Origin of the sequence: Stratiformator vulcanicus (assembly GCF_007744515.1) — a bacterium.
GTDB lineage: Bacteria > Planctomycetota > Planctomycetia > Planctomycetales > Planctomycetaceae > Stratiformator > Stratiformator vulcanicus.
This window is the reverse complement of record NZ_CP036268.1, coordinates 1,095,076-1,109,329: the sequence shown is the minus strand read 5'-3', so window position 1 is coordinate 1,109,329 and position 14,254 is coordinate 1,095,076. Positions and strand designations below refer to the sequence as shown.

Genomic DNA, 14,254 nt, shown 5'->3' with positions numbered 1-14,254 from the left:
CCAATTGTTCCGTTGCCGAGCTGTCCCTTGCCTCAGAATTTTCCTCTCGCGCTCCTCGCCGTTGGTTTTGGCGGTGCTGTCGGGGCGATCGCGCGATTTCTCGTCTCACTGTGGGCTCGCCGGTTGTTCCCGGACTACGCGCCACTGGGGACTTTGCTCGTCAACGTGGTCGGCTGCCTGCTGATCGGCTATCTCGGAACGCTGGCAATGCGGTCGCAATTGTCGCCCGAGTTAAAGCTCCTGCTGGTAACCGGCGGGCTCGGTTCGCTGACGACGTTTTCCACCTTCGGCTACGAGACGTTGGAATACGTCACCGATTTCAAGCGATGGGACCTCGCGGCTTTGAACGTCGCGCTGAATCTGCTCTTGGGTCTCGCCGCCGTGGCAGCGGGTCGGCAAATCGCACTCTGGTCGACCGCGGGATAGCCGTCTCAGACGCACCGGCGTTCGAACGATTTACCCAAACGGCAAACTCCGCCCAATTTGCGACGCCGGGCCGACCTGCGATCGACCGCAGTGGCTCTTCGGCGAACAACCCCGACATCAATTCTCGAGCGTGATTCGGCGATTGAGTCGCATTCACGAAATGTCCCATCCGCCGCGCGGCTACAAATCCAATTCTCTGAGTGACTTACGTCTTGAACCGTAAAGCAGCGAAGAGTGGCAATTCATTTGCATCATCTTGAGGAGTCACAGAATTTTCGAGGAAAAACGACCATGAATCTGCCACGCGTATTTCTCACCAGTGTCGCAATGTTGTCGCTCGGGCTGACGACTGCGACGGCTCAAACTTACATCGGCGGCGCGACGAGCGACGAAACGCCACTGCGAAACACGCCAGAACCTGTCTCGCCGGACGATGCCCGCAACTTCGAGACTGTTGAATTACAGGATCGAGTCGACCAGCGAGCTCTCGCCGACAAGGCTCCGATCGATCGGGATGACGAAGGCGATGTCGATTTGAATGACGATGTCGGACCTTATCCCGACGCCGAACTCGACATCGAGCCGCTTGATCGTGACGGCTTGCTCGACCGGAACGATGCTCGCCGACGCGTCGGCGGTGCCTTTGACGGTCGAGCCGAGTATGACAGCGACCCGATCGATCCGGTCGCAGGATACGATGGCGACGACTTGGACGGCGTGCGCGACGAACTCATCGATCCCGTCGGTCCCCTCGGCGACGATCTGACAGCCACTGAAGACGCCCTGCGTCGCAGCTATCTATCGAATCGTGCCGGTAGCCGATTGGATGACCGCTACCTGTTGCCGAATATGATTGACCGCAATCAATACGCGGCCGACTACGAAGAACGATTAGGACCAGAAGAGGTCGAACGCAATGCGGCACCGATGACGCGCCGCGAACACGCTTCGATGGCTCAGTCCCACTTGGACATCGCTCTGTTTCACATGCTGCGTGCGGGCGATAACAAATTGGCCCGTCGCATTATGGATGCGATGCGAGCCGACCGAAAAGCCGATCAGCAGCAATCAGCGGACAATAACGATGATCGTCGAGGAACCGTCTCATCGGACGCTCCCAACCGCCGCGAAACTCTTCGTCCCGTGACCCCGCCCAATCGAGCGGGTCGGGATGCCGAACTTGAGAACTCGGCTGAGGCTGTCGATGAGATCGTCGACGAAGCCGCTCGCCGCAACGGACTCGATGATTTGGTCGACTAAACAAAACCATTGAGATCGTGAGTTGATGAGAGCCGGTTGGATTAACGATCCGACCGGCTTTTTTTAATGCGATGTATTGAACTGGTCGCCGCCGGACCGCATTACGTTCAGAAGTCTATCGTCTAAAAATCGGTGAGGTTTTCATCGTCGAGCAAATCCTCGACATCGATGCCCTGCTTCTCCAGTTCGTCGACAATCTGATCGGGCGAAAGGTCGTCAACGATCGCATAGCGTCCGTCAGACCACCGCGCGAGATCAACGTTGCGGCACCGTTCGCCGCAGAAGGGGAACCATTTCGAGCGCGTCGCCGCCTCGGGCGGAAGCTCGGTTTTACAAATCGGACAGGTCTGGGGGCGGATCATTTGGCACCGCGTCATTCGATTCAGGACGCCCAGATCGTAGTAAGGCGACGCGTACTGTCAAACTCGAAATTTTGAAAATCAATCGGACGAGTTCTTTGACCCGGAGGAGTTCTTCTTGCCGGAATCGCCTTTGGATTCCGATTTCGACTCACTTGCCGGCTTGTCGGCCTTGGCCGCGTTCTTGTAAGAGTCGCTGCGGTAATCGGTCTTATAAAAGCCCGACCCCTTGAAGATGATCCCCCCGCCGGTGCCAATGACCCGCTCGGCTTTCAGCTTGCCGCATTCCGGACACTTCCGGATCGGGTTGGCCTTAATGCTCTGAAAGAGCTCCCATTCGTGCTCGCAAGCTTTGCAGCGATAATCGTAAGTCGGCATGGATTGAGTCCAGGGCTATGGGTCCAGAGTCCAGAGCAAGAGCAGAGCGAGAGTGGCTGTCGACTCTCGTCCCTTGACACTCGACCCTTATGAGGGATTCGCGACGACCACGACTTTGCTGGGGCGGATCACGCGATCGTGAAGTTTATAACCGGGTTCGACTTCCTGCAGGACGGTCATCGGCTCGTGATCGGGCGACGGCACCTGGGTGAGCGCTTCGTGCAAATTGGGATCGAACTTTCGGCCCTCGGCGGCAATTCGCTCGATGCCGTGCAGTTTGAGTGCATCTTCAAATTGCCGCGACACCATTTCGACCCCCTGCACCAACTCTTCGACATTGCCGGTCTTCTCCGCCGCCTCCAGTGCCCGTCGCAAGTTGTCCAAGGCTGGTAACACATCACGGGCGACGCCGAGCGAGCGATATTTATATTCGTCAGCCCGTTCCCGCTCGATCCGCTTGCGAAAATTGTCGAATTCCGCATGGGCGCGAACGTACTTATCCTTCGCTTCATCGCGCTCCGCACGGGCGGCTTCGAGCTGGTCTTCGAGTCCCATGCGACTACCGTCCTCTTCCGGCGAGCCGGCTTCGGAATCGGCGGCAGAATCGCTGACGACCTCGGCCTTCATTTCATCGGGCCGCTGCTGGTTTTCGGGTCTTAATTCTTCGTTATCGGGCATGATTACATCCAACATAATTAATGCTTGCAACAAGCCGCGCACGAAGTAAGCGGATGAAGTCAGCTTAACGTGACCTGAAACACGATCCGCTTACTACGTGCGCGGCTTATATTATTTCTCTTCCTCTTCTTCTTCGTGCCCGGCAAAGTAATCGTAAAGGCTTTCGAAGAAACTTTTACGGTGGGCGCTGACGTTCGATTGTTCGGTCTCGGCCAACTCGCGAAGCAGTTTCTCCTGCGTCGCATCGAGTTTCTTCGGGACTTCTAATTTCAGGTGCACGTACAGGTCACCCTTGGGTCCGCCGTGCGGATCGGGCATCCCTTCGCCACGAATGCGAAAGGTTTCATCAGGCTGCGTCCCGGCCGGAATTTTGAGCGACTGCTTGCCGCTGATCGTCGGAATGTCAATCTCCGTGCCGAGCGCCGCCTGCGTGTAGGTGATCGGCAGCTGACAGGTCAGGTGCTGACCTTCCCGCTGAAACAACGGATGCTCTTTCACCCGGATGTCGACGTACAAATCGCCGCGCGGCCCGCCCTGCGGACCGGGATCGCCTTCGCCCCTCAGGCAAAGTTGCATTCCGTTGTCGACGCCGCCGGGAATCTTCACGTTCAGCGTGACCTTTTCCCTCTCGAACCCCGCTCCGCCGCACGCCTGGCATTTGTCGCGGACGATCCTCCCCTCGCCGCGGCAACCGGGGCAGGTCGTCTGCATCCGGAAGAAGCCCTGCGACTGCACGACCTGACCGGCCCCGCCGCAATAAGAGCAGGTTTCCGGCTGCGAACCGGGTTTGGCTCCGCTGCCATCACAGGTGCCGCATAGTTTGGAGCGGCGAATTTCGAGGTCGCGCTCGACGCCCCCGGCTGCTTCCAACAGGTCGATCGTGACCTGAGCTCTTAACGATTGACCCCGCCGTACGCGCGTGCCGCGCCGCCCGCCGCCGAAACCGAAGCTCTCAAACAGGTCGCCGAACGCACCGAAGATATCGTCGACGTCCTGAAAGCCGCCTCCGCCGGCTCCTCGCAGACCCTCATGTCCGAACCGGTCGTAACGGGCGCGCTTGTCCTCGTCGGCGAGGACCTCAAACGCCTCGGCGGCCTCTTTAAACTGCACGACGGCTTCTTCATCCCCCGGATTGCGGTCGGGATGGAACTTCAGCGCGAGCTTCTTATACGACTTCTTAATCTCGACGACCGTCGCCGATTTCGAGACGCCGAGCACTTCGTAATAGTCACGTTTATCTGTCGCCATCATTTTTTTAAAGAGCTGCCAGCGGTTGGCTGTCAGCTATCAGCTTTTGGAAATTAGTTTGGGTGGCTGGGGACGGCGCTTTCGCCGCCCCCAGCGAGCGCGGGGTTCAGTCAGAATTGTTCCGGAACAATCCCATTCTGATAGACCTCATGCGGTCCAGTCTGGGGGGATGGAATCGACTTTGAGTTGTCCTTGCGTGCCATGCACATGGAAGTTCACGCTCGACCATTCCCAATCCGTCGCAAGTAGGCACAGTTCGCGTCGTACTGGATTCAGATGAATGTAGTCGATCATTTTCTCCAGCGCTTTCGCCTCTGTAATGTTTCGATCGTATCCGCCGCCCGACTGCCAGAAACATCGTTCAGACTTTACACCCCGTTTTCGAGTCAGTCGCCGGAGGAACGGCGACTTTGTCTGTTCGAGGTAATCGATCGCCTTTCGGGCGACCGGCGACTTGATAGTCCGGCGGATGACCGCAATATCGTACTCGTCATTTCGTGGATGAATGATGAGATGCACGTGCTCCGGCATGAACACGTACGCCCAAAGATCGAAGTCGTGTTTCTGCCGGGCCTCGTCAATGGATTCGGCAAGCCACTGTCGCGCTCGATCTTTCGCGAGCAGTGGCAGTCCCCGGAAGCACGAAAATGTTAGTTCATGGGCATGCCCCGGTTCATTGTAGTTCCTCCGATGACGCCGCTTCATTCTATGCGGGTGGCTGGAGACGGCATGGATGCCGCCCCCAGTTTTGCAGATTGGTTCTAAATGATTTTACTCAAGTTCGGACTCGTGCTCCGCGCTCGACTGGGGGCGGCGAAAGCGCCGTCCCCAGCCACCCCTCGTAACAATCGCAATTTAGCGGCTTGAATTAAAGCCCAGCGTTGTGGACAAGTCTGTACGTTTTACGGAAATCCGAACCCATCGAATTGATTCATAAGCAACTATAATTCGATCAAAAACGACGCTCGTAGGATCATCAGTTACAAGCGGACGTTCACGACTTTTAAGGGCCTCTTCCGACATTCCCTCAACCGGGTAAATCTCGGCGACGAAGTAGTCAGCTTCCGTGGACACCACCCTCTTTAGATTGAGTACGCTACCGTCGACGAGCTGAATCTCAACTGAGACATCGCCCCCCATTGAGCTCGCGTGATTGTCTATCACCTCGTCAAAGACACTTTGAGTGATCATTTGCCCTCCTTGCTCTCCACCACGGCGGGTGGCTGGGGACGGCATGGATGCCGCCCCCAGTTTGATAGGTGATGCTAAACCAATTTTTTCTAATTCGGACTGGTGCTCCGCGTTCGACTGGGGGCGGCGAAAGCGCCGACCCCAGCCACCCATTCTTTGTTCGATGTAAGAAAGGCCGGCCGGTTTCCCGGCCGGCCCGTGTGCCGCAAATCGATCAAAGTCACCTTAATAGCCGACAGCTAACAGCCGATAGCTGACAGCTTATTTAACGCACCGATCCTTCGACGTCGTGGTGGTGGTCTTTGTCGTCTTCGTCGGTCTTGGTGACGAGGACGTCGGTGGTTAGCAGGAGGCCGGAAATGCTGGCGGCGTTGGTCAGGGCACTCTTAACGACCTTGGCCGGGTCGATGACGCCCTGTTCGAACAGGTCGCCGTATTCGCCGGTCTTGGCGTTGTACCCGTAGTTGCCTGATTGCTCCAGCACTTCGTCGGCGATGACCGCTCCATCCTTGCCGCCGTTTTCGGCGATCTGGCGGATGGGAGCCGTCAGGGCGCGGGCGATGATGTGGACGCCGATCTTCTCGTCCCCTTTCGCCTTCACCCCTTTGACCGCTTCAATGCAGCGAAGCAGCGCGACGCCGCCGCCCGGCAGGATACCCTCTTCGACCGCAGCGCGGGTGGCGTGCAGGGCGTCTTCCATGCGGGCTTTGGTCTGCTTCATCTCAGCTTCGGTGGCCGCACCAACCGAGATGATCGCGACGCCGCCGGTGAGCTTAGCGAGGCGTTCCTGGAACTTCTCGCGATCGTACTCACTGTCGGTGTCTTCAATCGCCTTGCGGATCTGAGCGACGCGATTCTTAACGGCGTCCTGATCGCCGCCACCTTCAATGATGGTGCATTGATCCTTGGTGACTTCGACCTTCTTTGCCCGGCCGAGCTGCTCGAGTTCGACATTTTCGAGCTTGAGGCCGAGGTCTTCGGAGAGCAGGGTGCCGCCGGTCAGTGTGGCGATATCGCCCAGCATGGCCTTACGGCGTTCGCCGAAGCCCGGTGCCTTGACCGCACAGACATTTAAAGTGCCGCGAAGCTTATTGACGACGATCGCCGTGAGCGCTTCGCCCTCGACGTCTTCGGCAATAATTAAGAGGGGCCTGCCCGATTGAGAAATCTTCTCAAGCAGCGGAATGAAGTCCCGCAGGTTCGAGACTTTCTTCTCGTGGATCAGGATATAGCAGTCTTCCAAGACCGACGACATGGTGTCGGCATCGGTCACGAAGTAGGGCGACAGATAGCCCTTGTCGAACTGCATCCCCTCGGCAAGTTCGAGCGTGGTGCTGCTCGTCTTGCCTTCTTCGACGGTGATGACCCCGTCGCGGCCGACCTTCTCCATCGCGTCGGCGAGCATGGCGCCGATCTCGTCATCGTTGTTAGCCGAGATCGCACCGACCTGGGCGATCTGCGACTTGTCCTTCACAGGGACCGACATTTCTTCGAGCTTGGCGATCGCCGCGTCAACGGCTTTGTCGATGCCGCGGCGGACGATCGTCGGGTTGGCTCCCATCGTGATGCCGCGGAGACCTTCTTCGAAGATCGCCCGGGCGAGAACGGTCGCCGTCGTGGTGCCGTCACCGGCGGTGTCGCTGGTCTTGGTGGCGACCTCGTTGACGAGCTTTGCCCCCATGTGCTCGTAAGGGTCTTCGAGTTCGACTTCCTTACTAACCGTGACACCGTCTTTCGTGACGGTGGGGTTGCCGAAGGACTTGTCGATGATCACGTTGCGACCGGTCGGCCCCATCGTGACCGCGACCGCATCGGCCAGGGTGCGAATGCCCTTTTGCAATTTAATGCGGGCACGGTCATCAAATAGTAACTGCTTGGCCATCGAAAAAATGCTCCAAGATGAATGCTGATAGAGGCTGAGTTGAGAGTCGATCGTCGATAGTTAAGAGATGTGGAGGAGCCATTCGACTCTCGACCCTCGACTATCGACCGCGGCGCCAGCCGCTACGCGACGACCTTGGCGAGGATGTCTGATTCGCGAAGAATCTTGACTTCGGTGCCTTCGACTTCGATTTCGGTTCCGCCGTACTTGCCGAACAGAACTTCGTCGCCGACCGTCACGCCGATGTCAGAACGCTCGCCGGAATCGAGCAATTTGCCCGGACCAACAGCGACGACCTTGCCACGTTGCGGCTTTTCTTTGGCCGAATCGGGCAGCACGATGCCTCCGGCGGTCACGTCTTCGGCTTCGAGCGGTTCGACAACGACACGATCATCAAGCGGATTCAGTTTCATCAGTGAGCACTCCGTAGTTGATTGTTTATTAAGGTCCGATCCAGATCGATCGGAGTTCGTTGGAAATCATCCCTCGCTTGCGCGTCGGGCTGCCTTAAGCGTCTACATCATTCCGGGCATGCCGCCCATTCCACCCATGCCGCCCATACCCGGCATGCCGCCGCCCATGCCACCCATTCCGCCCATGTCGTGGTCATGGTCGTGGCCGCCTTCTTCCTCATCCGACGGAGCTTCGACGATGATCGAATCGGTCGTCATGAGGAGCGATGCCACAGAGAGGGCATTCTGCAGCGTGGTGCGAACGACTTTCGTCGGGTCGACAACGCCGGCTTCGACGAGATCGCAGTAGTTGTCGTTCAGGGCGTCATAGCCGTAGCTGTCTTCACCATTCTTGCGAACGCGATTGGCAACGACCGAGCCGTCCTGCCCGGCGTTCTGGGCGATCGTCCGCAGCGGCATTTCAAGCACGCCTTTGATCAGTCCGATGCCCAGGGCTTCGTCGCCTTTGAGCTTCAACTTGTCGAGCGCCTTGCTGCAGCGGAGCAAGGCCACGCCACCGCCGGGGACAATGCCTTCTTCCAACGCAGCTTTTGTCGCGTTGTAAGCATCCTCAATGAGATCCTTACGCTCTTTCATTTCCGTTTCTGTCGCGGCTCCGACGTTGATCTGAGCCACGCCGCCGGCGAGTTTCGCGAGACGCTCTTCGAGCTTTTCGCGATCGTAATCGCTGTCGGTTTCTTCGATCTCACGGCGAATCTGGTTGGCACGACCGTCGATGTCGCCTTTCGAACCGCCGCCGGAGATAATGCGGGTCTTGCCCGAATCAATCCGGACCTTCTTGGCGGTACCGAGTTCGGCCATCGTGACGCCGTCGAGCTTGATGCCGAGGTCTTTGAAGATCGCCTTGCCGCCGGTGAGGATCGCGATGTCTTCCATCATGGCCTTGCGGCGATCGCCGTAACCGGGAGCCTTCACAGCGACGATTTTAAGGATGCCGCGGAGCTTGTTCACGACGAGTGTTGCAAGGGCTTCGCCTTCGACATCTTCGGCGATGATCAGCAGCGGCGCTCCCGACTTCGAGATTTCTTCGAGCAACGGAACGAGGTTCTTCGCGTTCGAAATCTTCTCTTCGAAGATCAGGATTTTGCAGTTATCGAGTTCGACCCGCTGGTCGTCTTCGTTGGTAACGAAGTGGGGTGAGAGGAATCCGCGATCGAATTCCATTCCCTCGACGATATCGACGGAGGTCTCGGTGCCACGGCCTTCTTCGACCGTGACGACGCCATCCTTACCGACTTTGATGAAGGCGTCGGCCAGCGTTTTGCCGATCGTCTTGTCGTTGTTACCGGCAATCGTGGCAACGGTTTCGATCGCTTTGCGGTCTTTGGCGTCGACCGGCTTGGCCATCTTCTTCAGCTCTTCGATCACCGCGTCGACCGCTTTGAAGGCCCCGCGGGAAAGCTGCGTGGCGTCGGCCCCGGCGGCGAGATACCGCTGCGATTCCCGGAACAACGCTTCGGCGAGCACGGTTGCCGTCGTGGTGCCGTCTCCGGCGACATCGTTCGTCTTGGAGGCGACTTCCTTCACGAGCTGGACACCCATGTTTTCGAAGGGGTCTTCCAGTTCGATGTCCTCGGCGACGGTCACGCCGTCCTTGGTCACCTTGGGAGCACCCCAGCCTTTGTCGAGCACCGCGTTGCGACCGCGGGGGCCGAGCGTGCTCTTCACGGCACGGGCCAGTTTCGTCACACCAGCGAGCAGGCTCTTGCGAGCGTCTTCATCAAATTCGAGCAGCTTTGCCACGTCCGAACCTCTTGTCGTTTCAATCGAGTACGACTCTCGCGAGCATCCTTCGAGGAAGCCCGCGTGTCCCATTCAAAGTCAAAATCAGCGGGCCGAGTCCAATTTCGAACCATGTTGTCCGGCTGGACCCTGCCCGGCTGTCACTGATGCAACACGCGCGCCAGACAAAGTGCGAAGTTCATAACCATTGAGCAGGCAAGGCTTTTTACGATTGACCCGCTTTCGCCCGCGCCGCCCTCCTGCCAAGCTGGCAGCAATCGGCGGGCGGATCGGCGACGACTGTCAGATCGACTGTCAATTCCGCCGGTGAACCCCGCCAATCGGGGCGTGTCATGCAAGTGCAGTGGTCACACGCCGGATTTGGGAAGCCGACCATCGCGGTTGACCGAACCTGTGGAATCATTAGACTCTGCGATTCGTCCGGTTCGAGCCGCGAGGCCTGAACCGGTTCCGCGACCGGCTTCAACCCGGCATCGCGACCACAGCGGGGTGTAGCTCAGCCTGGTAGAGCGCTACGTTCGGGACGTAGAGGCCGCATGTTCAAATCATGTCACCCCGATTGAGGCTTTGCCTCGTGAAGTAGGAGAGGGCAGCGCGGGTAAAATAGAGAGGCGATGAGCGGTTAACGCCCGATCCTTTCTTGCCCCGATTTTTGCGGCCTACTTTCGCTGCTCTTCTCGCGTTGTGAGCTGATTCGTGGCTTACGTTTTTGAGAGGCCTTATCGCGATTGGGCAGAAATGCTGACCCGAGTTGGCGACACGCTGATTGGAATAGCACGGGACTCGAGGGCTCTTGCATTGCTTATCTGTCGCTTAACAGATTCCTAGTGTCCGATCTCCTAAGAGCGGTTTCAAATCGCCCAGCATACAAGCCCGAGGCGCAAGCCGTCGGGGCAAATTGCTGGTTGATCAACCATCGGCTTGCGCCTCTGGCTGGTATTGAAATACCTTCTAGTAAGACGGCCCTACGGGCTCGGTCGTACTCGCTCTGAATCGAAGGGCCGTGAACATTGAGGGCCGAGACGGTGTCTGGCAATTCGGTCGCGACGGCCGCGATCCAAATTAAAAGCGCTTGGCGATCGGCTGACGATTCAGACATGTCCGAAGTCATCAACTTCTACAGCACGACCGACGAGTACGGGGAGTTTTCGAACTTCGCAGCGTTCCCGATTCGGCTTGATGGAAAACGCTGGCCGACCAGCGAGCACTATTTTCAGGCCGCCAAATTTGCTGATTCGGCATATCAGGAAGAAATACGTCTTGCCCATTCGCCGATGAAAGCAGCACGGCTCGGACGCAGCCGTAAGAAACCGCTTCGTAAAGACTGGGAGTCTATTAAGATTGAGGTCATGAGGGCCGCGGTCATTGCCAAGTTCGCGCAATATGACGAATTGCGAATTAAGCTTCTCGGCACCGGCGATGCAAAGCTTGTTGAGCACACGTCGAACGACGCATTCTGGGGCGATGGCGGTGACGGCTCCGGGCGAAATTGGCTGGGCCTCATCCTGATGGAAGTGCGCGAGGAACTACGTGCGGCGCGTTGCTGACTTTGTGAAGCAGTAACGATTGCTATCCGATTCAGTTAAACCCGGTCCAGGCAGGTGAACGCCATTTTCTCGGGCGCGACTCAGCTTGCGGCAATCGCGCAATCAGCGGAGGATTGCTGGTTTGTCGACAGGTCTCAAAATATTGGTGTCTGAGCGTCAACGCTGCATTAGCGTCGGAGGCACCCCTGTTGGGTCCGCCGGCCCACTCGCTCGTGCCCGACTACTCGAGCCTTTTCCCGAGGGTGAACCATGCCTTTCGAACTTTTCACTATTCTGACGAATTTGCTCTATAACTTTGGTTTAATAGCGTTGCCGCCGATCGCGATCTCGACTGTCGGGTTTTATATCAGCTTACGATTTCGCTATGCGGTCCCTGCGTCGGCACGAATCGCGGTGATTGGATTCGCGCTGTCGTGGTTTGGACAAGTTGCCTGGACGGCTATTACCTATGTGCCGGGGATGCGAACGGTCCTGTTCGGCGAATTAGGCGGGGGCGACTTCGCAAACCAAAAGTATTTCATCACCTTCCTGCTTCTTCAGTTTTGTGAGTGGGTCGGATTTGGATTGGTCGTCTTTGCACTCCGAAAGGCTTGGCTGGAAATCGCTCGTGCAAATTCTACGGAACCGAATTTGTCGCTCACTGACTAATACAAACCAGATTGGCCGGTTGCTTGATCTCGGGCCGGGTCACAAAGCGACGAGGAGCAATGATAGGCGATTGAGCGAAAAGCCGCCGTTTGATCGACGAACCGCAATCGAATGTAATCTAGCTCATCCACACCGCTCGCACGTGCGGCACCCGGCCCGGGTGGGCTGGGCTGTCCGTCGATTGCTATTCTTCCGGGATGCAAATCTCCTCCCTCACCATCATCTCCGGCGGGCAGACCGGGGTCGATCGGGCGGCACTTGATGTCGCCCTCGAGTTGCGGCTTGCCTGTCGGGGTTGGTGTCCGCGCGGGCGACGGGCGGAGGATGGTGTCCTCGGTGAGCGGTATCCGCTGACGGAGACTGAATCGCCCGACTATGCGGTGCGGACGAAGCTCAACGTGCGGGACTCTGACGGGACGCTGATTCTGTTTCGCGGGGTTGTCTCGGGCGGTACCTTTCTGACGGCGAAGTTCGCGATGGAACGGCACAAGCCGGTGCGGCTCGTCGATCTTTCGGCCCCGCCGCCGGCCGGTCAGGTTGCCGGGTGGGTAAAAGCTAATAGAATCGCGGCTCTGAATATCGCCGGTCCCCGCGAGAGCACGCACCCGGGTATTGCGGCGGAGGCGGCGACGTATCTGCGATTGCTGTTCGGAATGCTCGGCGACGAGTAGACGGAGTGATCCCTGGCGGTCGCGGCTAAACGGGAATAATTCAAACACATTTCGTCGAGTTTATACGGAAATCATGGGTCAGAATTACATTTTCACAATCGAAAGCCTCACGAAGATTCACGATGAGACGGAAGTGCTCAGCGACGTGTGGCTGGCGTTCTATCCCGGTGCGAAGATCGGCGTCCTCGGCAAGAACGGGACCGGCAAGAGTACGCTGCTGAGAATTATGTCCGGTGATGACAAGGACTTCATGGGGAAGGCCGAACCGGCCAAAGGCGTGAAGATCGGCTTCTTCCATCAGGAGCCGAAGCTGAATCCCGACCAGACTGTCGAGGAGTCGATCGCCGAGGGGGTCGCCGAAGCCAATGCGATTCTGGAGCGATTCAACGAAATCAACATGAAGCTCGGCGAGGAGATGTCGCCCGAAGAGATGGAGGCGTTGCTCGAGGAACAGGCCGTTGTGCAGGACAAAATTGATACGGCGAATCTGTGGGAAATCGACCGCACCGTCGATATCGCCAAAGATGCGCTTCGCGTGCCGCCGGACGATGCGGTCATCGGCAATCTTTCCGGCGGTGAGAAGCGTCGCGTCGCGTTGTGTCGGTTGCTGCTCGAAAGCCCAGACATCCTGCTGCTGGACGAACCGACCAACCACCTCGACGCCGAGTCGGTCCTGTGGCTGGAGAAGTACCTCGAGAACTTCGCCGGGACCGTCGTCGCGGTAACGCATGATCGGTACTTCCTCGACAACGTCGCGCAGTGGATTCTCGAACTCGACAAGGGCAAGGCGTTTCCGTTCGAGGGGAACTACTCCGGCTGGCTCAAGCAGAAGGCGGCCCGGATCAAGGTCGAGGAGAAGCGGCAGTCGAAGCGCGATCGGATGCTGAAACAGGAGCTCGACTGGATCAATACCTCGCCGAAAGCCCGCGGAACCAAGAACCGGGCCCGAATCCAGCGCTACGAAGAAATGCGGAACGAGCAGTTCGACACGCGGGACGATGATACCGTCATCCAAATCGCCCCCGGGCCGGAGCTCGGCACGCTCGTCGTCGATTGCGAACATGTCACGAAGGCGTTCGGCGATAAGCTGCTCTATGAAGACCTCACATTCCGGCTGCCCCGCGGGGGCATCATCGGTGTGATCGGTCCGAACGGGGCGGGTAAGACGACCCTGTTCAAGATGATCATGGGGTTGGAGGAACCCGACTCCGGGACGCTGCGCGTCGGCGATACCGTGAAGCTCGCCTACGTCGATCAGTCACGCGACACGCTTGATCCGGACAAGACTGTCTACGAAGAGATCAGCGGCGGAACGGACTTCATCGAACTGGGCGGCCACAAGCTCCACACGCGGGCCTATTGCAACCGGTTCAACTTCAAAGGAACCGACCAGCAGGTCAAAGTCGGTGTGCTCTCGGGCGGGGAACGCAACCGGGTTCACTTGGCGAAGGTGCTTCGCTCCGGCGGCAACTTGATTCTGCTCGATGAACCGACGAATGACCTCGACGTCGACACGCTACGGTCGCTCGAAGAGGGCCTCAGCAACTTCGCCGGCTGCGTGATGGTTTCGAGTCACGATCGATACTTCCTCGATCGCGTCGCGACGCACATCCTCGCCTTCGAGGGTGACAGCCAGGTCTACTGGCACGAAGGGAACTTCGATTCCTACGAGGCGAATAAACACGAACGGCTGGGAGCCGAGGCCGACCAGCCGCACCGCATCCGCTTCAAAAACTTCAGCAGAAGCTGA

At 58.1% G+C, this 14,254-nt stretch carries 15 protein-coding genes and 1 tRNA gene; 7 read left to right on the top strand and 9 right to left on the bottom strand.

The genetic code is table 11. From position 1 onward, the window contains the following. Positions 1–27: 27 nt before the first annotated feature. Complete coding sequence (crcB, locus tag Pan189_RS04225) at positions 28–426, top strand: fluoride efflux transporter CrcB (RefSeq protein ID WP_145362715.1); 399 nt, start codon at positions 28–30, stop codon at positions 424–426. 291 nt (positions 427–717) lie between these two features. After that, positions 718–1,686, top strand: a complete 969-nt coding sequence (locus Pan189_RS04220; protein ID WP_145362714.1) for a hypothetical protein — start codon at positions 718–720, stop codon at positions 1,684–1,686. Positions 1,687–1,808: 122 nt separating this feature from the next. Here Pan189_RS04220 and Pan189_RS04215 read toward each other — a convergent pair whose 3' ends face one another. From Pan189_RS04215 to groL (Pan189_RS04175), 9 genes are all read right to left on the bottom strand, one after another. Further along, positions 1,809–2,048, bottom strand: coding sequence for a DNA gyrase inhibitor YacG (locus Pan189_RS04215; protein WP_310821059.1), 240 nt, complete (start codon positions 2,046–2,048; stop codon positions 1,809–1,811). A 78-nt stretch (positions 2,049–2,126) separates the two neighbouring features. Then, positions 2,127–2,423, bottom strand: a complete 297-nt coding sequence (locus Pan189_RS04210) for an FmdB family zinc ribbon protein (protein WP_145362712.1) — start codon at positions 2,421–2,423, stop codon at positions 2,127–2,129. A gap of 87 nt (positions 2,424–2,510) precedes the next feature. After that, a complete protein-coding gene (gene grpE / locus Pan189_RS04205) occupies positions 2,511–3,101 on the bottom strand; it encodes a nucleotide exchange factor GrpE (protein ID WP_145362711.1) in 591 nt (196 codons plus the stop codon). A 111-nt stretch (positions 3,102–3,212) separates the two neighbouring features. Next, positions 3,213–4,349, bottom strand: coding sequence for a molecular chaperone DnaJ (dnaJ, locus tag Pan189_RS04200; protein WP_145362710.1), 1,137 nt, complete (start codon positions 4,347–4,349; stop codon positions 3,213–3,215). A gap of 147 nt (positions 4,350–4,496) precedes the next feature. Further along, a complete protein-coding gene (locus tag Pan189_RS04195) occupies positions 4,497–5,054 on the bottom strand; it encodes an REP-associated tyrosine transposase (protein WP_145362709.1) in 558 nt (185 codons plus the stop codon). A gap of 150 nt (positions 5,055–5,204) precedes the next feature. Further along, complete coding sequence (locus Pan189_RS04190; protein ID WP_145362708.1) at positions 5,205–5,693, bottom strand: hypothetical protein; 489 nt, start codon at positions 5,691–5,693, stop codon at positions 5,205–5,207. Positions 5,694–5,805: 112 nt separating this feature from the next. Further along, on the bottom strand, positions 5,806–7,422 hold the full coding sequence (gene groL / locus Pan189_RS04185) for a chaperonin GroEL (protein WP_145362707.1): 1,617 nt from the start codon (positions 7,420–7,422) through the stop codon (positions 5,806–5,808). Positions 7,423–7,544: 122 nt separating this feature from the next. After that, the gene (groES, locus tag Pan189_RS04180; protein WP_145362706.1) at positions 7,545–7,835 is read right to left on the bottom strand and encodes a co-chaperone GroES; all 291 of its coding nucleotides are present in this window, start codon (positions 7,833–7,835) and stop codon (positions 7,545–7,547) included. Between the two features lie 102 nt (positions 7,836–7,937). After that, positions 7,938–9,638 carry a chaperonin GroEL gene (gene groL, locus Pan189_RS04175; protein ID WP_310821058.1) on the bottom strand — a complete coding sequence of 567 codons (1,701 nt, stop codon included), beginning with the start codon at positions 9,636–9,638 and terminating at the stop codon, positions 7,938–7,940. Between the two features lie 485 nt (positions 9,639–10,123). Between groL (Pan189_RS04175) and Pan189_RS04170 the strand changes: the two genes are divergently transcribed. The 5 genes from Pan189_RS04170 to ettA all read left to right on the top strand — a co-directional run bounded on the left by Pan189_RS04170 (position 10,124) and on the right by ettA (position 14,254). Further along, a tRNA-Pro gene (locus Pan189_RS04170) sits at positions 10,124–10,197 on the top strand. Positions 10,198–10,735: 538 nt separating this feature from the next. Next, positions 10,736–11,185 carry a riboflavin biosynthesis intermediates N-glycosidase gene (gene ybiA, locus Pan189_RS04165; RefSeq protein ID WP_145366090.1) on the top strand — a complete coding sequence of 150 codons (450 nt, stop codon included), beginning with the start codon at positions 10,736–10,738 and terminating at the stop codon, positions 11,183–11,185. 249 nt (positions 11,186–11,434) lie between these two features. Continuing rightward, positions 11,435–11,833, top strand: a complete 399-nt coding sequence (locus Pan189_RS04160) for a hypothetical protein (protein WP_145362704.1) — start codon at positions 11,435–11,437, stop codon at positions 11,831–11,833. Between the two features lie 197 nt (positions 11,834–12,030). After that, positions 12,031–12,504, top strand: a complete 474-nt coding sequence (locus Pan189_RS04155; protein WP_310821057.1) for a putative molybdenum carrier protein — start codon at positions 12,031–12,033, stop codon at positions 12,502–12,504. Between the two features lie 73 nt (positions 12,505–12,577). Beyond that, positions 12,578–14,254 carry an energy-dependent translational throttle protein EttA gene (gene ettA, locus Pan189_RS04150; RefSeq protein WP_145362703.1) on the top strand — a complete coding sequence of 559 codons (1,677 nt, stop codon included), beginning with the start codon at positions 12,578–12,580 and terminating at the stop codon, positions 14,252–14,254.